Here is a 16,105-nt window from a genome sequence, read left to right as displayed (position 1 = left end):
AGGCCCCGCCGGGTGAATGGGGGCGGCGGGTCCGATGGACCCGCCGCCCCCGCCTTGTCAGCACCGGGTCGGTCTATGTTCCTTCGGCGGGCCGGTCGAGGCCCTCGCGGAGTTCGTCGAGCGTGCGGTGCAGCAGCCGCGAGACGTGCATCTGCGAGATGCCGACCTCTTCGGCGATCTGCGTCTGGGTCATGTCGCCGTAGTAGCGCAGCGCGAGGATCTTCTGCTCGCGCTCGGACAGCTCCTGGATGAGCGGCACCAGGGACTCGTGGTCGTCGACCAGGCCGAGGGCGGAGTCCTCCTCGCCGACCGATTCGGCCAGGCGCGGCCCCTCGTCGTCGCCGTACGCGGCCTCGTCGAGGGAGACCGCGCGGTACGCCTGGCGGGCCTCGTGGCCTTCCAGGACTTCGGCTTCGGTGATGCCGAGGTGCTCGGCCAGTTCGGCGTCGGTCGGGGGCCGGCCGAGCCGCTGCGAGAGTTCGGCGCCGGCCCGGTTCAGCGAGATCCGGAGTTCTTGCAGGCGCCGGGGGACCCGCATCGGCCAGCTGTAGTCGCGGAAGTGGCGGCGGACCTCGCCCATGACGGTCGGCACCGCGTACGACAGGAAGTCCGTCCCCTGCTCGGGGTCGAAGCGGTCGACGGCGTGGATGAGCCCCACCGAGGCGACCTGTACCAGATCGTCCTTGGCGATCCCTTTGCCCGAGAACCGCTGCGCGATGTGCTCGGCGAGCGGGAGGTGCCCGGTGACGAGTTCGTCCCTGACGTCCGCGCGTCTGGGGTCGTCCTCGTCGAGCGAGGCCATCTCCCGGAACAGCGGCGTCAGGTGCGCGTATTCGTCGGAACCTTGTCGTTTGTTGTCGGTCTTCTTGTCTCCCATGCGATCGCCCTCCTGCCCCAATGGACATCGGTTTGAAGCATGTTGCCCCATATGGGTAATTGACTCTCCCATCGTAAGCCCGGGGCCGCCCGAGATCAATGGCAAAAGTGTGAATATTACATTTACCAGGTCAAATAGCGGCGTTCTCCCGGTATTCGCCCCACTCGTCGCGGAGCGCCCCGCAGATCTCGCCGAGGGTCGCCTCGGCGCGGGCGGCCTCCAGGATCGGCTCGATGAGGTTCGCCGTTCCCCGTGCGGCCGCGACGATGTCGGCGAGCGCGCGCTCGACGGCGGCGTTGTCGCGCCCGGCCCGGCGCTGGGCCAGAAGCGCGTTCTGGCCAGCCTCGACGTCGCCGGAGACGCGGAGGATCTCCAGGTCGGAGGTGACGGTGTTCGTCAGCTCGGTGACGCCGACGATGTGCTTCGTGCCGTCTTCGAGCTGCCGCTGGTAGGTGAAGGCGGCCTCGGCGATCTGGGCGTTGAACCAGCCGTCCTCGATGCCGCGCAGGATGCCCGAGGTGACCGGACCGATCTCGTGGCGGTCGGCAGCGTCTCGGGCGACTGCCGCGGGGTCCTCGCCGGCCTCGCCGCCGAGGGCGAGGATCTGGAGGAACAGGTCTTCGGCCTCGGCCTCGATCTTGTCGGTGAGGGCCTCGACGTACCAGGAGCCGCCGAGCGGGTCGGCCACGTTGGTCACGCCGGTCTCGTCGCGCAGGACCGCCTGGGTGCGCAGGGCGATCTCGGCGGCCTGGTCGGTGGGGAGCGCGAGCGTCTCATCGAGTGCGTTGGTGTGCAGGGAGTTCGTGCCGCCCATGACGGCCGCGAGCGCCTCGACGGCGGTGCGCACCACGTTGTTGTACGGCTGCTGCGCGGTCAGGGAGACCCCGGCGGTCTGGGTGTGGAAGCGGAGCCACTGGGCGCGTTCGGTCTTGGCGCCGTAGACGTCGCGCAGCCAGCGGGCCCAGATGCGGCGGGCCGCGCGGAACTTCGCGATCTCCTCGAAGAAGTCGATGTGCGCGTCGAAGAAGAACGACAGGCCGGGCGCGAACACGTCCACGTCGAGGCCGCGCGACAGGCCGAGTTCCACATAGGAGAACCCGTCGGCGAGGGTGAACGCGAGCTCCTGCGCGGCGGTCGAACCGGCCTCGCGGATGTGGTAGCCGGACACCGAGAGCGGCTTGTAGCGCGGGATGTTCGCGGCGCAGTACTCCATGAGGTCGCCGATGAGCCGCAGGTGCGGTTCGGGCGGGAACAGCCACTCCTTCTGCGCGATGTACTCCTTGTGGATGTCGGTCTGGAGCGTCCCGTCGAGGGTCGACAGGTCGACCCCCTGGCGCTCGGCCGCGGCGAGGTACATGCAGAAGATCGGGACGGCGGGCCCGGAGATGGTCATCGAGGTGGTGACGCCGCCGAGGCCGATGCCGGCGAAGAGGCGGTCCATGTCGGCGGTCGAGTCGATCGCGACGCCGCAGTGCCCGACCTCGCCGAGCGACGCGGGCTCGTCGGAGTCGCGGCCCATGAGCGTGGGCATGTCGAACGCGACGGACAGGCCGCCGCCGCCCGCACCCAGGAGCATCTTGTAGCGGGCGTTCGTCTGCTCGGCGTTGCCGAAGCCGGAGAACTGGCGGATCGTCCACTGCCGGCCACGGTAGCCGGTCGGGTAGAGGCCGCGGGTGTAGGGGAACTCGCCGGGCCAGCCGATGCGGGCCATGCGCGGGTCCTCGGTTCCCTCGGGGGGACCGTAGACGGGTTCGACCTCCAGACCCGAGAGGGTCGTGAAATCGGCGTCGCGCTTGGCGGCGTGGGCGTAGCGCTTCTCCCAGCGCTCGCGGCCTTCGGCGATCTCTTCAGCGTCCACGGTGACACCTCACTTTTGGCGAGACTAGGGCGAGCCACGGTCCGGCTCGAACCCAAGTCTACTGAACGGTCGTTAAGCCGCCAGGCGGCATAACTCCCCGAATCATCGCGCACCGGGTGGGAGTGTCTACACATTTCGGGCATCGGGGGGACCCCCGGTTCTCAAAACTACCCGGAGGGTCCGACAGTATCGGCGCTAATCGATGTCGCGCCAGGCGCGGAAGGCCTCCAGCTCCACGGCCACGAGCTGGCCGGGGTGGAACAGGCCGGTCACGATGACCACGGTGGCGGTCGGCAGGACGACGCCGAAGAACTCGCCGTGGACCCGGCCCACCGGGTCGGCGTGGGCCGGGTCGGTCACGTAGAGGCGGGAGCGCACCACGTCGGAGACGCCGGCGCCGGCGTGGACCATCGCGTCGAGCGCGGTCCGGAACGCCTCGCGGGCCTGCCCGGCGGGATCGCCCTGAAGGTGCGGCCGCGCCTCGACGTCGGCGGTGCACGCGCTCGTGACCACGAGCGGGCCCACCGCCACGGCGCGCGAATACCCGTAGAGCTGCGCCCACGGCCCGGTCTCCGGAACCCGTTCGACCAAAGCCATGCCGCGCCTCCCCTTGAGCTACATACCCTTCAACAGGTTCAACGCCTCAGCGACCGTGAAGTTACGCTCGTACAGCGCGGTTCCCACGATCGCGCCCTCCACGCCGATCCCCGTCAGCCCCGCGAGCGTCCGCAGGTCCTCCAGCGAGGACACCCCGCCGGAGGCGATCACCGGCTTGTCGGTGGCCTCGCAGACGCGGCGCAGCAGGTCGGTGTTGGGGCCCGAGAGCATCCCGTCCGAGTTCACGTCGGTCACCACGTACCGCGCGCACCCGGCGCGCTCCAGGCGCTCCAGGGTCTCGAAGAGTTCGCCGCCCTCGCGGGTCCACCCGCGCGCGGCCAGGCGGTCGCCCTTGACGTCCAGGCCGATCGCGACCCGGTCGCCGTACTCGCCGCAGATCCGGTCGCACCACTCCGGGTCCTCCAGCGCGGCGGTGCCGATGTTGACGCGGCGGACCCCGGAGTCCAAGGCGCGCTTGAGGGTCGCGTCGTCGCGGATGCCGCCCGACAGCTCCACCTGCATGTCCACCTTGCTCGCGACCTGCGCGAGCAGCTCGTGGTTCGAGCCGCGCCCGAAGGCCGCGTCGAGGTCGACCAGGTGCAGCCACTCGGCGCCCTGGCGCTGCCATTCGAGGGCCGCTTCGAGCGGGTCGCCGTACTGCTTGCCCGAGCCCGCCACGCCCTGGACGAGCTGGACGGCCTTGCCGCCGGTGACGTCGACGGCGGGGAGCAGTTGGAGTTCGGTCATCACAATCCCTTGATCCAGTTGGACAGCAGTGCGTACCCGGCGTCGCCGGACTTCTCGGGGTGGAACTGGGTGGCCGCCAGCGCGCCGCGCTCGACGGCGGCGACGAACGGCTCCCCGTGGACCGCGATCGCGGCCTTCGCGCCCGGCGGGACCGCCTTGGCGGCGTAGGAGTGCACGAAGTAGAACCGCTCCTCGGGCCCGATCCCCGCGAACAGGCGCATGCCCTCGTCGGCGAGGACGGTGTTCCAGCCCATGTGCGGGATGCGGTCGGCCTTGACGAGGTCGACGCGGCCTTCGAGGACGCCGACGCCGCGGGTGCGGACCCCGTGCTCGATGCCCTCCTCGAACAGGACCTGCTCGCCCACGCAGATGCCGAGCACGGGCGCCTCGGCGGCGACGCGTTCGCGGATCACCGCGTCGACGCCGCTCTTGAGGACGCCCTCCATGCACGCGGCGTAGGCGCCCACGCCGGGCACCACGAGGCCGTCGGCGCGGCGGGCCGCGTCGAGGTCGCTCGTGAGGGTCACGTCGCCGCCGGCGCGCTCCAGGGCGCGGAAGGCGGAGCGGAGGTTGCCCGAGCCGTAGTCGAACAGGGCCACAGACGGTTTGGCCATCGTGCGCCCCTTACCCGTAGACGAGGTACAGGCCGCCGCCGAAGGCGGCGACCGCGAGGAGCCCGGTGACGACCGCCGCGGGCAGCTTCCCGTTGCGGCGCAGGCTCACCGCGCCGCCGACGAGGATGCCGGCGAGCGCCATGAGCAGGATCGGTCCGGCCCAGGTCACAGGACCCCCTTGGTGGACGGGATGTCGGTGCCGTCAATGCGGGTCGCGTACTTCAGCGCCCGCGCGAGGGCCTTGAACTGGGCCTCGATCACGTGGTGCGCGTCCGGCTTCTGCCCCGGGTTCGCGGACCGCAGCACGGTCACGTGCAGGCAGATCCGCGCGTGGTACGCGAAGGACTCCAGGATGTGCCGGGTCATCGACGTCGGGTAGTCCGTGCTGATCATCGGCGCGATGTCCATGGGCTCCTCGTGGACCATGTACGGGCGGCCCGACAGGTCGACCACGGCGCGCGCGAGCACCTCGTCGAGCGGCACGGAGGCGTCGGCGAAGCGGACCACGCCGGCCTTGTCGCCCAGGGCCTCGGCGAACGCCTGGCCGAGCGCGATCGCGGTGTCCTCCATGGTGTGGTGGGCGTCGATGTGCAGGTCGCCCTTGACGGCGATCTTCAGGTCGAACCCGCCGTGCTTGCCGAGCTGGTGGAGCATGTGGTCGTAGAAGCCGACGCCGGTGGCGATGTCGACGACCTTGTCGGTGCCGTCGAGGTCGACGTAGACGTCGACGCTGGTCTCACCGGTGGTGCGGACGATGTGCGCGGTGCGGCTCACTTACTTGCTCTCCTCGCTGTGCTTCTCGGTTTGCTCCGCAAGCGTCGCAAAGTATTCGGGGCGGTCGGTCATGGCGGAGTCGAAGGCGTCGAGGAGCGCGGCGGTCTCCTCCTCGGTGCCGGCGGTGATGCGCAGGCGCCCGGGGAGGCCGACGTCGCGGATGAGGACCCCCCGGTCGAGGATCGCCTTCCACACGGCCGCGGCGTCCTTGAGGCCGCCGACGAGCACGAAGTTCGCGTCGGAGTCGGCGACGGGGAGTCCCTTGGCGCGCAGGTTCTTCACGATCCGGTCGCGCTGGTGCTTGAGTTCGTCCACTTCGGCCTGGAGCTGCGCGGCGCACGCGAGCGCGCCGCGCGCGGCGGCCTGCGTGATGCTCGACAGGTGGTACGGCAAGCGCACCAGCAGCAGCTTCTCGACCAGTTCGGGGTCGGCGGCAAGGTACCCGACGCGGGCCCCGGCGAACGCGAACGCCTTCGAGAGCGTCCGGGTCACGACCAGGCGCTTGCGGCCCTCCAAGCGGCCCAGGGCGGTCGAGCCGGGGTCGCGGGCGAACTCGGCGTACGCCTCGTCGATGACGACGATGCCGCGCGCGGCCGCGTAGGCGGCGTCGATGACCTCCGGGGAGAGCGCGGTCCCGGTCGGGTTGTTCGGGGACACCAGGAACACCAGGTCCGGGTCGTGCTCGGCGATCGCGGCGGCGACGAACGCGGGGCTGAGCGTGTAGCCGTCCTCGCGTCCGGCGTCCACAAAGGCCGTGCCGGTGCCGCGGGCGAGCAGCGGGTGCATCGAGTACGACGGCATGAAGCCGAGCACGGTGCGCCCGGGGCCGCCGAAGGCCTGGAGCAGCTGCTGGAGGATCTCGTTGGAGCCGTTGGCGGCCCACACGTGGTCGGCGGTGAACCCGTGCCCGAGGTAGGCCGCGAGGTCCGTGCGCAGAGCCACGGCGTCACGGTCCGGGTAGCGGTTGAGGCCGCGCAGTTCGCGGCCGATGAACTCGGCGACCACGGCCGCCACGTCCTCGGGGATCGCGAACGCGTTCTCGTTGGTGTTCAACTGGACCGGGACGTCGAGTTGCGGCGCGCCGTAGGGCGACTGCCCGCGCAGGTCCGCGCGGAGCAGGTTCTCGATTTCACTCACTGCTGGAACCTCGCAGACACCGCTTCACCGTGGGAGGGAAGGTCTTCCGAATTGGCGAAGTTGACGACGTCGGCGGCCACGACTTCCAGCGCCTCGCGCGAGTAGTCGATGAGGTGGACCCCGCGCAGGAACGTGTGCACCGACAGCCCCGCCGAGTGGCGGGCGCAGCCGCCGGTCGGCAGCACGTGGTTGGACCCGGCGCAGTAGTCGCCGAGGGACACCGGCGAATAGGCGCCGATGAAGATCGCCCCGGCGTTGCGGATGCGCAGGGCGACCTCGCGGGCGTTCGCGGTCTGGACTTCGAGGTGCTCGGCGGCGTACGCGTCGGCGACCATGACGGCCTCGTCGACGTCGGCGACGAGGATCGTCCCCGACTGCTCCCCCGCGAGCGCGGTCAGGATGCGCTCGGCGTGGCGGGCCTGCGGCGCGCGGCGCGCCAGTTCGGCGTCGACGGCGTCGGCGAGCGCGACCGAGTCGGTGATGAGCACCGAGGCGGCGGCCGGGTCGTGCTCGGCCTGGCTGATGAGGTCGACCGCGACGTGGACCGGGTCGGCCCCGGCGTCGGCGACGACCGCGATCTCGGTGGTCCCGGCCTCGGCGTCGATGCCGACCAGGCCGCGCACGGCGCGCTTGGCGGCGGTGACGTAGATGTTCCCCGGGCCGGTGATCATGTCGACGGGCTCGCACTCGTCGGTCCCGTACGCGAACATGCCGACCGCGGCGGGGCCGCCGACGGCGTAGACCTCGTCGATGCCGAGGAGCCCGGCGACGGCGAGGATGCCCTGGTCGGGCAGGCCGCCGTTGGTCTTCTGGGCCGGGGAGGCGAGCGCGATGGAGCCGACGCCGGCGATCTGCGCCGGGACGGCGTTCATGATCACCGAGGAGGCGAGCACGGCGAGGCCGCCGGGCGCGTACAGGCCGACGCGGCCGACCGGCAGGTACCGCTCGGTGATGGTGCCGCCGGGGGCGACCTCGGTGACGACGTCGGGGAGGCGCTGGGCCTCGTGCGCGGTGCGGACCCGGGCGATCGAGGTCTCGTAGGCGCGGCGCAGCTCGGGGTCGAGCTCCTCGACGGCGGCCTTGATCGCGGCGTCGGGGACGCGCAGGTGCTCCAGATGCACGCCGTCGAAGCGCTCGACGATCTCGACCACGGCGGCGGTCCCGCGGTGGGCGATGTCGTCGATGAGCGGCTGGACCGACCGCAGCGCCTCGTTCACGTCGAACGCGGCGCGCGGCATCAGCTCGCGCAGGGCGCGGGCCGGGTAGTCGGATACGGCTCCTGAAAGGTCGATGCGTCTGAGCACGCCCCAAGCGTAGTCACCCGCATTTCCAGGTCAAAGGCCATACCGCTATTCGGGAGCGTCCGTTCGAAGACTGGGCCGACGTGACCAGCCGGCGCAGACGGTGTAAGTGAAGGTCGCGGCGAGGGCCATGACCGCGAGCGCACCGAGCTGGAGCGAGTCGAGGGCCGCTGTGAATTCGCCGACCCTGAGCGCGTCCCAGGCGGCGGCCGGGTCCAGTTCGACGAACAGGACCGACGGCGGGCGCCACATGTGCACCCCGGCGGGCGCGCGCTCGACGGCGTCCCAGAACTGCTGCCACTCGTGCGCGCCGATCTTCCAGGCCACGACCTGGCACGCGATCGAGCCGATGACCAGACCGAGGAGCAGGATCGGGCCGCGCCGCTCGCGCATCGCCGACCAGGCGAGGACCGCCGCGACGATGCCCAGGGCCAGGCCGATCCCGGCGAACATGAGGTCGCCCTCGATGTAGCCCTCGGGGTAGGTCTCGACGGCGACCCAGCCGCCGTCCACGACGATGAACTCCACGCGCGGGGTGACGATCTGCCAGAGCATCGCGAACGGGAACCCGAGCGCGGTGAGGATCACGGCGAGCACGCCCGCGGCGAGCAGGTCGCGGCCGACGGTGCGCTGCGAGCGCGGCCGCCCGCCGCCGTAGACGTGCGGATCGGCTCGCGGATCGGGGCGGGAATCGGACTCCGGGGTCGTCGCTTCGTCGGTCACGCCTGGAATCCTGCCACAGCTGACTCAGAGGTCGGCGGGATGTGCTGTGGAGTACGCGGTTACAGGCCGTCGACGATCGTGGCCGCGGCCTCGAACCAGGCGGCGCGGGTCTCGGGGCGGAGCGCGGAGAACTCGATCTTCGCGCCCGGTTCCAGCGACGGGTCGTACGGGACGACCGCGCAGGCGCGGGTGCGCTGCGAGAAGTGCCGCTGGAGGTCGTGCAGGAGCGGGCCCGGGTTCGGCGTGGGCATCGACAGAAGCGTCACCGCGTTCTTGACGAGGTTCCCGTAGCCGCCCTCTTCGAGGTGGTCGAGCATCCAGTCCGCGGAGAACGCCGCGTCCTCGCGCGGCACCGTGGTCACGACGAGCCGGTCCACCGAGGAGACGACGGTCCGCCAGTTCGGGGACTCGACGTTGTTGCCGGTGTCGATGCAGACGATGTTGTGCGTGCGGGTGAGGATGTCGAGCACGCGCAGGACCGTGGTCGGGTCGAGGCGGCGCTGGAGCTTCGGGTCCTCGTCGCCCGCGAGCACGTCGAACGAGCCGTCCGAGGAGTGGCGCAGGAACTCGTCGAGGTGCTCGGGCAGGTGCACGCCCGCGGCCTCGACCTGGTCGAGGTGCTCCACGAGGTGGCGGATGGTCCGCCCGTGCCGGGCCGAACCGGCGCGCAGGCCCAGGGTCCCGCGCAGCTCGTTGTCGTCCCAGGCGATCACGCCGCCCGAACGGGCCGTGCCCATGGCCGCGGCCGAGAGCACGGTGGCGGTGGTCTTGTGAACGCCGCCCTTGGGGTTGATGAACGCGATGACGCGGCTGCGGCCCAGGTCGCGGCGCAGGCGCTGGAGCGCGACCGGGCTCGGCTCGGTGTGCTGCGGCTGCGGCTGCCGGGGCTGCGGCGGGAGGCCCTGCTGGGGGCGCATCGGCTGGGTCAGCTGCGCGGCGCTCGGCGGGGTCTGCGTGGCGATCGGCGGGCGCCGGCCCGCGGTCGGCACCGAGTAGTGCGCCTGTCCCGGCGGCGGCCCCACCGGGGGCGACGGCGGGTAGGACTCGCGGGGCGGTGGTGTGGGGGTCTGCTGCGCGCCTCCGGCGCGACCGCGGCCGCGACCGAGCAGCTTCTGCCAGCGCGAGCTGTCGTTGTTGCGGTCGTTGCTCCATGGTTCGGGCGTGTTCACGTGCGACCTCCTCTCGACCGATGCGGTGGTCGGTCCACGAGCACAGCGGCTCGCGATCCCTCGCCGTCCCGACCGGACACCATTACCACCCGCGACTATTAGAACACAACGATTCCTCAAGGCCCGTTGCGAATCGCGGGCCGTTCGGGCCCGGGGGTGAGGCGTGCGTTACGCCCGCCCCGACGGTGCGGCGGGCACCTGGAACCAGTCTAGTGGCTTCCTATTGGTCCGCTCGCAACCGCGCCAGCGCGGTTTCGAGGTCGTCCGGGTAATCACTCGTGAAGGTGACGGTCCGACCGGTGCCGGGGTGCACGAATTCGAGGCGGTACGCGTGCAGCCATTGCCTGGTCAGGCCCAGTTTCTCGGCCATCACGGGGTCGGCGCCGTAGGTCAGGTCGCCCGCGAGCGGGTGGCCGAGCGCGGAGAAGTGGACGCGGATCTGGTGGGTCCGGCCGGTCTCCAGGCCGAGGTCCATCAGGGACGCGCCGGGGAAGACCTCGATCGTGTCGTAGTGGGTGACGCTGGGCTTGCCGTCGGCGACGACGGCCCACTTGTAGTCGTGGCGCGGGTGGCGTCCGATGGGGGCGTCGATGGTGCCCGAGAGCGGGTCGGGGTGGCCTTGGGCGACGGCCCGGTACCGCTTCGCCACTCTGCGTTCCTTGAAGGCGCGCTTGAGTTCCGAATAGGCGACCTCGCTCTTGGCGACGACCATGAGGCCGGAGGTGCCGACGTCGAGGCGGTGGACGATGCCCTGGCGCTCGTCGGGGCCGTGGCTGGAGATCCGGTACCCGGCGGCGGCGAGGCCGCCGGTGACGGTCGGGCCGGTCCAGCCCGGGCTCGGGTGGGCGGCGACGCCGACGGGCTTGGAGACGACCACGATGTCGTCGTCGTCGAAGACCACGTCGAGGCCCGCGACGGGCTCCTCGATGCGGGCGCGCACGTCCTCGGGCGGCGGCGGGAGGACGACCTCCAGCCAGGCGCCCGCGGAGACGCGCTCGGACTTGGTGGCGCAGGGCGCGCCGTCGATGGTGACGTCCCCGGCGGCGACGAGCTCGGCCGCGACGGTGCGGGAGAGCCCGAGGAGGCGGGAGACGACCTGGTCGATGCGCTGGCCCTCGAAGCCTTCGGGGACCGGCAGGGACCGGGTCTGGCGGGCGGCGACGTCGCTCATGCGGCCTCGGCCCCGGCGGCCTTCGCGGCCTTCTCGTCCGCGGCGGACTTGCGGGATTCGGGCGAGAACCCGTGCCCGGTGAGTTCGAGCAGGACGATGATGACCACGCCGCAGCACAGGGCGGAGTCGGCGAGGTTGAAGATGGGGAACGCCTCGCCGAAGGGCTTGAAGGCGCTGATGAAGTCGACGACGTGGCCGTGGGCGAAGCCGGGGTCGCGGAAGTAGCGGTCGACGAGGTTCCCGGCGGCGCCGCCGAGGACGAGGCCGATGGCGACCGCCCACATGGGGTACGCGATCCGGCGCGACAGGAACACCAGGAAGACCACGACCGCCGAGGCGACGATCGTGAAGATCCAGGTGTAGCCGGTGCCGAGGCTGAAGGCCGCACCGGAGTTCCAGGTCAGGCTCAGGTAGACGAGGCCGCCGAGGATGCGGACGGGCTCCTGCGGGTCGAGGTTGGCCTCGGCCAGGAACTTCGTCCACTGGTCCAGGCCGATCGCGAAGGCCGCTATGAGCAGGGCGGCCAGGGTCAGGCCCGGCCTCCTGCGCTTGACTTCGGGGGTGGTCTCGTCGGGCCCGGGGCCTTCTGCGGTCTCGGGCTGGGTGTCCTCGCTCAGCGTCGCTCCTCCAGCTGTTTGCAACTGACGCAGAGGGTAGCCGACGGGAAGGCGGCCAGCCGAGCCGCCGGGATGGGTTTACCGCACTTCTCACAGAAGCCGTATCCGCCCTCGTCGAGGCGTTCGAGGGCGTGGCTGACCTGGCGGATGCGCTCGGAGATCGCCCCGGCCACGGCCACTTCGTGCTCGTGCTCGACGGTCTTGGAGCCGGAGTCGATCTGGTCGTCCCCGGCGGTGTCGCTCAGGCGCTCGCGCTGGGCGACGGCGATCGAGTCGCTGTAGCGCTGCTGCTCGGCGACGAGCTCGTCGAGCCGCTCCTTGAGGGCGACCCGCAGTTCGGCCTGCTCGCTCTCGGTGCGCAGCTGGTGGTCGGCCTCCGGCGCGGCCGGCGCCGGGGCCGGTGCGGCGGCCTTGACGGCGTTCTTGACCGCTTTCTTCGCCGTCTTCTTGGCCGGCGTCTCTGCGGTCGCCGCGGCGGTCTTCTTCACCGCGGCCTTCTTGGCGGGCGCCTGCTTGACCGCGCTCTTCGTCGCCGCCGTCTTCACGGCGGCCTTCTTCGCGGCGGACTTCTGGGTCTTCTTGGCTGTGCTCATGACGCGCCTCTGGAGGGGTGTGTCGGCTCGGGTTCCGGTCGGGCCTGGGCACGCCGGGGCCTGGGCTGAGCCCTGCGTCGGGTGTTCGGCATCGCGGCTCCCGAGTTGGCGTACTCCTGACGTCCCCGTCGAGACGAGGACAATGCGCGCCAGGCCCCGCCGAGGCGGGGGCCTGCCGCGCAATTAAGCACACAGGATACGCAAGACCTGCAACTAGGTCAATTACTTCGGGAACTTGCCTCCGGACGGAGCGTCAGCGTTCACCGCCCGGCGACAGGGGCCATGAGGAGGCGCGAGACGGGCTCGCACATGCCGCACGGCGTGAATCCGAGCTCCAGGGCCTCCGCGACCGGCAGCGGCTCGTGCTCGCGGCCGGTGAGGTGCGCGCACGAGGAGTGGTGGAAGCGGGGCCGTCCGTCGACGACGGCGACCTCGGTGTCCAGGCGCATGAGGCCGCCGGCCTCGACGCTGGACATGCGCTGCTCGGTCGGCTCGTCGGCCAGGGACTCGGGGGCCCGGTGGCTCGCGGCCTGGCGCGACGGCTCCTCGAAGCGGAGCTCGGGGTCGCGGTCGACGGCGTAGTCCGTGGGCTCGAAGACCTTGCCCTCGATGAGCGGCAGCTCGGTGGTCGGGGTGTCGTCGAGTCCGATCCGGCGGAACTGCTGGGTGTCGTCGTCGGCGATCGACCTGCCGGTCCGCTGGGAGGCGATTCGAGGGCGCTTGGCGCCCCTCCCGCGGATGCCGACGTAGAGCGCGACCCCGGCGGCGAGGCTCGCCGAGATCGAAGAGACCAGCAACTGGTCGTTTCCGGTGATCATGCCAGTGACCAGCAAGACCGCCGCAATGACGAGGATCAGCAGGCTGCTGACGATCACGTCGAGTCCTCCCCTGCGCGCGGGTAGCGGGTCCCGCGCGCGGTCCTGAGCGGCCCCAAAGGGGACCGCGGGTCGTTAACGCATGGTGGTGGAGGTGGTGAGGGCGGCCTTGGCGTTCCGAAGAACACCGGCGCCCTCACCCGCTCACCCATGGATAACGAGGCGATCCCCGTTCAGGTTATGCCCGCAGGCGTGCCAATGTCGCGCGGCGCGACACCTGCCCGGCACGGATGCGTTCCCCGGGAGGCGGGGAGGGTCAGCCGCGGCCGCCCTGCATCACGAACGCCGACCGGGAACCGGTCCGCTCGTTGCCGCCGGACTCGCGCTGGGCCTCCTCGAAGGCCTCGTCCTGCGTGCGGCCCTGCTGGCCGTTCAGGTCGCGGAGCTGGCTCTCGAGGTAGAGCTTGAGGCGGGTGCGGTACTCGCGCTCGAAGGTCTTGAGCTCCTCGATGTTGTGGAGCAGCGACGTGCGGGACTCCTCCAGCTGGCCGATGACCTTCTGGCGCTCCTCCTCGGCTTCGAGCTCCATGCGCTCGGCCTTGTCGCGGGCCTGGCCGACCAGGTCCTCGGCCTGCGTGCGGGCCTCGGTGACCATCGTGTCGGCGTCGCGCTGGGCCTCGGTGACCATGGTCTTGGACTCGCGCTGGGCCTGGGACAGCATCGTCTGCGACTCGCGCTGCGCCTCGGACACCATCGACTGGGCCTCGCGCTGCGCCTCGCTCAGGAGCGTGTCGGCCTCCCGGCGGGAGTCCTCCAGGTGCTCGTCGGCGGTGCGCTGGGCGACCATGAGGAGGCGCAGGGCCTCCTGCTCGCCGCCGCCGGCCCCGGAGGGCGCGGACGCGTCCTGCTGGGGGCCGCGCTGGGCCAGTTCCTGCTGGAGCTGCTGCGCCTGCTGCTGCGAGGCCACCATCTCCTGGTGCATCCCGTGCAGCTCGCCGTCGAGCTCCTGGAGCTGCTGCTCCATGGCGTGCTTCTCCCGCTGCACCCGGTCGAGTGCGGCGGCCATCTCGGCATGGTCGGCGGCTCCGGGGGGAGCACCGGCGCGGAGGCTGTCGAGCTGGGCGCGAAGTTCGCCGTTCTCATCGCTGAGGCGAGCGAGTTCGCGCTCGACCTCGTCGAGGAAGCCGTCAACCTCGTCCTCGTCGTATCCGCGCTTTCCGAGCATGGGTTTCTTGAACGTGACGTTGTGAACGTCGGCTGGGGTCAGCGGCATTCGAAACTCCTTCTCAGCTGTTCGCCTGGCGCACAAGGGCACTCGACACGATAACCATGCCGTGCACCCCGGCCCGGAGCTGCTAAGAAATGTTTCTCGCGATCACGAAGTCCATCAGGATCCACACGATCAGGAGCAGCGCCAGGAACGCCAGATCAATCGATACAGTACCAAGCCTGAGAGGGGGTATCACCTTCCTCAACCCCTTCAGGGGAGGGTCGGTCACGCTGTAGACCGTCTCCAGCAGGGCCGCGGCCCGAGGGCCGGGCTCCCAGCGGCGGGAGAACTGGACCACCACGCTGCACACCAGGCGAGCCAGTAGGAACAGGTAGAACGCGAAGAGCGCCAAGTAGACGAGCTGGAGTGCCAGGTTCACGGTACGGAGTCTATCCGCCCGGTCACGACTGGTTGAAGAACCCGCCCTCGGCGATCTTCGCCTTGTCCTCCGCCGTCACCTGCACGTGGGGCGGGGAGAGGAGGAACACACGGTTGGTCACCCGCTCGAACGATCCGCGGGTGCCGAAGATCAGCCCCGCGGCGAAGTCGACCAGACGCTTGGCGTCGGCCTCCTCCATCTCCGACAGGTTCATGATGACCGGCGTGCCGTCCCGGTAGCGCTCGCCGATCGTGCGCGCCTCGTTGTACGTGGTCGGGTGGAGGGTCGTGATGCGGTAGTTCGCGTGGGACTCCTCCTCGGCCGGGACGGGCCGGACCATGGCGGGCTCGGCGAGCGCGAGGTTGTCGCGCGTCAGGGGGGTGACCGAACCGGAGCCGCGGTTGAGCTGGCGGACGGGGCTGCGCTCCTCGGCAGCGGAGGGACGGCCGACCCGGCCGGTGGTCCGCTGCGAGCCGCGCACGCGGGTCGGCGCCGGCTCCTCGGCGAACTCGTCGCTCTCTTCGAAACCGTTGTAGCCGCGCTCCTCCTCGTCCTCGATGAGGCCGAGCCAGATGCCTGCCTTCCGCATCGCGCCCATCGATCGTGCTCCCTCCTCGGGCCGCCCCTGTTGAGTCAGGTACGCGGTCTCATCCTAGCGCCGACTCCTTACACGGATGTGTTTTTCCGCGGTTCATCAGTGAACGGCCGCGGCATAGATCCCTTTACTGCCGTATACCTTACGCCATCGCCTCACGTTCGCCGAGGACGTTTCTGCCGAGTCTGACCATTGTGGCGCCGCAGGCCACGGCCTCGCGGAAGTCGCCGCTCATGCCCGCGGAGATCTCGACGGCGGCCGGGTCGACCCGGCGCACCAGTTCCGAGCATTCATTGAGCAGTGCAAAGGCTTTGGCGGGCTCCCAGCCGAGGGGCGCGACGGCCATGACGCCCTTGAGGTCGAGGAAGCGCGCGGCGGCGATGTGCTCGGCGAGCGCCTCGACCTCCGCGAGTGTGGCTCCGCCGCGGGCGGTGTCGCCGTCGAGGCTCACCTGGATGAGCGCGTTCAGGTTGCGGCCGTGGGAGGACACCGCGACGGCGGCGTCGAGTGCGGTCGCGAGCCGGGCGCGGTCCACCGAGTGGACCCAGTGCGCGTACTCGGCGACCGAGCGGGCCTTGTTGCGCTGGAGCTGTCCGACGAAGTGCCACACCGGTTCCAGGCCGAGCGCGGCGAGTTCGGCGGCCTTCGGGGCGGCCTCCTGGTCGCGGTTCTCCCCCAGGTCGGCCTGGCCGAGTTCGGTGAGGGTCGCGGCGTCGGCGGCGGGGAAGGTCTTGGTGACGGCGATGAGGCGGACCGATCCGGGGGTGCGGCCCGCGGCGGCGCAGGCGGCGGCGACGGCCTCGCGCGTCCGGTTCAGGTTGTCCTGCAACTCGGTTCGGCGCGCATCTGTGGTCAAGGCGGTCCTCGG

The 16,105-nt window shown here is 70.9% G+C and carries 19 protein-coding genes; all 19 read right to left on the bottom strand.

Annotated elements, in window-relative coordinates; all coding sequences use genetic code 11:
• Window positions 1–73: 73 nt before the first annotated feature.
• The gene (locus DI269_RS04250; protein WP_112133883.1) at window positions 74–877 is read right to left on the bottom strand and encodes an RNA polymerase sigma factor SigF; all 804 of its coding nucleotides are present in this window, start codon (window positions 875–877) and stop codon (window positions 74–76) included.
• Window positions 878–1,007: 130 nt separating this feature from the next.
• A complete protein-coding gene (locus DI269_RS04245; protein WP_112133882.1) occupies window positions 1,008–2,735 on the bottom strand; it encodes an acyl-CoA mutase large subunit family protein in 1,728 nt (575 codons plus the stop codon).
• Between the two features lie 195 nt (window positions 2,736–2,930).
• Window positions 2,931–3,332 carry a Rid family hydrolase gene (locus DI269_RS04240; protein WP_112133881.1) on the bottom strand — a complete coding sequence of 134 codons (402 nt, stop codon included), beginning with the start codon at window positions 3,330–3,332 and terminating at the stop codon, window positions 2,931–2,933.
• An 18-nt stretch (window positions 3,333–3,350) separates the two neighbouring features.
• Window positions 3,351–4,079: a bifunctional 1-(5-phosphoribosyl)-5-((5-phosphoribosylamino)methylideneamino)imidazole-4-carboxamide isomerase/phosphoribosylanthranilate isomerase PriA gene (priA, locus tag DI269_RS04235; RefSeq protein WP_112133880.1), complete on the bottom strand. Its 729-nt coding sequence runs from the start codon at window positions 4,077–4,079 to the stop codon at window positions 3,351–3,353.
• Entirely contained in the window at window positions 4,079–4,693 is a 615-nt protein-coding gene (hisH, locus tag DI269_RS04230; protein ID WP_112133879.1) for an imidazole glycerol phosphate synthase subunit HisH, read from the bottom strand. The genes priA and hisH overlap by 1 nt, the downstream gene beginning before the upstream one ends.
• A gap of 10 nt (window positions 4,694–4,703) precedes the next feature.
• Entirely contained in the window at window positions 4,704–4,862 is a 159-nt protein-coding gene (locus DI269_RS26780) for a hypothetical protein (RefSeq protein WP_157974753.1), read from the bottom strand.
• Window positions 4,859–5,467, bottom strand: coding sequence for an imidazoleglycerol-phosphate dehydratase HisB (gene hisB, locus DI269_RS04225; protein ID WP_112133878.1), 609 nt, complete (start codon window positions 5,465–5,467; stop codon window positions 4,859–4,861). The genes DI269_RS26780 and hisB overlap by 4 nt, the downstream gene beginning before the upstream one ends.
• Window positions 5,468–6,604 (bottom strand): histidinol-phosphate transaminase, encoded by a 1,137-nt coding sequence (locus tag DI269_RS04220; protein ID WP_112133877.1) that lies wholly within the window; start codon window positions 6,602–6,604, stop codon window positions 5,468–5,470.
• Window positions 6,601–7,908: a histidinol dehydrogenase gene (gene hisD / locus DI269_RS04215; RefSeq protein ID WP_232822610.1), complete on the bottom strand. Its 1,308-nt coding sequence runs from the start codon at window positions 7,906–7,908 to the stop codon at window positions 6,601–6,603. Before hisD ends, DI269_RS04220 begins: the two co-directional genes overlap by 4 nt.
• A gap of 45 nt (window positions 7,909–7,953) precedes the next feature.
• Window positions 7,954–8,628 carry a DUF2567 domain-containing protein gene (locus DI269_RS04210; RefSeq protein WP_112133876.1) on the bottom strand — a complete coding sequence of 225 codons (675 nt, stop codon included), beginning with the start codon at window positions 8,626–8,628 and terminating at the stop codon, window positions 7,954–7,956.
• A 59-nt stretch (window positions 8,629–8,687) separates the two neighbouring features.
• Complete coding sequence (locus DI269_RS04205; protein WP_112133875.1) at window positions 8,688–9,797, bottom strand: MinD/ParA family ATP-binding protein; 1,110 nt, start codon at window positions 9,795–9,797, stop codon at window positions 8,688–8,690.
• Between the two features lie 220 nt (window positions 9,798–10,017).
• Window positions 10,018–10,968 carry an RluA family pseudouridine synthase gene (locus tag DI269_RS04200; protein ID WP_112133874.1) on the bottom strand — a complete coding sequence of 317 codons (951 nt, stop codon included), beginning with the start codon at window positions 10,966–10,968 and terminating at the stop codon, window positions 10,018–10,020.
• A complete protein-coding gene (gene lspA, locus DI269_RS04195; protein WP_232822609.1) occupies window positions 10,965–11,609 on the bottom strand; it encodes a signal peptidase II in 645 nt (214 codons plus the stop codon). Before lspA ends, DI269_RS04200 begins: the two co-directional genes overlap by 4 nt.
• Window positions 11,582–11,947, bottom strand: coding sequence for a TraR/DksA family transcriptional regulator (locus DI269_RS28965; RefSeq protein WP_408612263.1), 366 nt, complete (start codon window positions 11,945–11,947; stop codon window positions 11,582–11,584). The genes lspA and DI269_RS28965 overlap by 28 nt, the downstream gene beginning before the upstream one ends.
• 491 nt (window positions 11,948–12,438) lie before the next feature.
• Window positions 12,439–13,053 (bottom strand): hypothetical protein, encoded by a 615-nt coding sequence (locus DI269_RS04185; protein ID WP_112133872.1) that lies wholly within the window; start codon window positions 13,051–13,053, stop codon window positions 12,439–12,441.
• Between the two features lie 256 nt (window positions 13,054–13,309).
• Complete coding sequence (locus DI269_RS28550) at window positions 13,310–14,266, bottom strand: DivIVA domain-containing protein (RefSeq protein WP_112133871.1); 957 nt, start codon at window positions 14,264–14,266, stop codon at window positions 13,310–13,312.
• A gap of 82 nt (window positions 14,267–14,348) precedes the next feature.
• Entirely contained in the window at window positions 14,349–14,642 is a 294-nt protein-coding gene (locus DI269_RS04175; RefSeq protein ID WP_112133870.1) for a YggT family protein, read from the bottom strand.
• Between the two features lie 22 nt (window positions 14,643–14,664).
• The gene (locus tag DI269_RS04170; protein WP_112133869.1) at window positions 14,665–15,240 is read right to left on the bottom strand and encodes a cell division protein SepF; all 576 of its coding nucleotides are present in this window, start codon (window positions 15,238–15,240) and stop codon (window positions 14,665–14,667) included.
• A gap of 139 nt (window positions 15,241–15,379) precedes the next feature.
• Window positions 15,380–16,093 (bottom strand): YggS family pyridoxal phosphate-dependent enzyme, encoded by a 714-nt coding sequence (locus DI269_RS04165; RefSeq protein WP_112133868.1) that lies wholly within the window; start codon window positions 16,091–16,093, stop codon window positions 15,380–15,382.
• Window positions 16,094–16,105: the final 12 nt, after the last annotated feature.

Source organism: Glycomyces dulcitolivorans (assembly GCF_003265355.1).
GTDB lineage: Bacteria > Actinomycetota > Actinomycetes > Mycobacteriales > Micromonosporaceae > Glycomyces > Glycomyces dulcitolivorans.
Note: the sequence above shows the minus strand (reverse complement) of the source record. Positions and strands in the feature narration are given on the sequence as shown.

What these genes read in the sequence shown, in the direction of transcription:
- DI269_RS04250 (WP_112133883.1), bottom strand. Translation starts at nt 877, where the DNA reads ATGGGAGACAAGAAGACCGACAACAAACGACAAGGTTCCGACGAATAC.
- DI269_RS04240 (WP_112133881.1), bottom strand. Translation starts at nt 3,332, where the DNA reads ATGGCTTTGGTCGAACGGGTTCCGGAGACCGGGCCGTGGGCGCAGCTC.
- priA (WP_112133880.1), bottom strand. Translation starts at nt 4,079, where the DNA reads ATGACCGAACTCCAACTGCTCCCCGCCGTCGACGTCACCGGCGGCAAG.
- hisH (WP_112133879.1), bottom strand. Translation starts at nt 4,693, where the DNA reads ATGGCCAAACCGTCTGTGGCCCTGTTCGACTACGGCTCGGGCAACCTC.
- DI269_RS04200 (WP_112133874.1), bottom strand. Translation starts at nt 10,968, where the DNA reads ATGAGCGACGTCGCCGCCCGCCAGACCCGGTCCCTGCCGGTCCCCGAA.
- DI269_RS28550 (WP_112133871.1), bottom strand. Translation starts at nt 14,266, where the DNA reads ATGCCGCTGACCCCAGCCGACGTTCACAACGTCACGTTCAAGAAACCC.
- DI269_RS04170 (WP_112133869.1), bottom strand. Translation starts at nt 15,240, where the DNA reads ATGGGCGCGATGCGGAAGGCAGGCATCTGGCTCGGCCTCATCGAGGAC.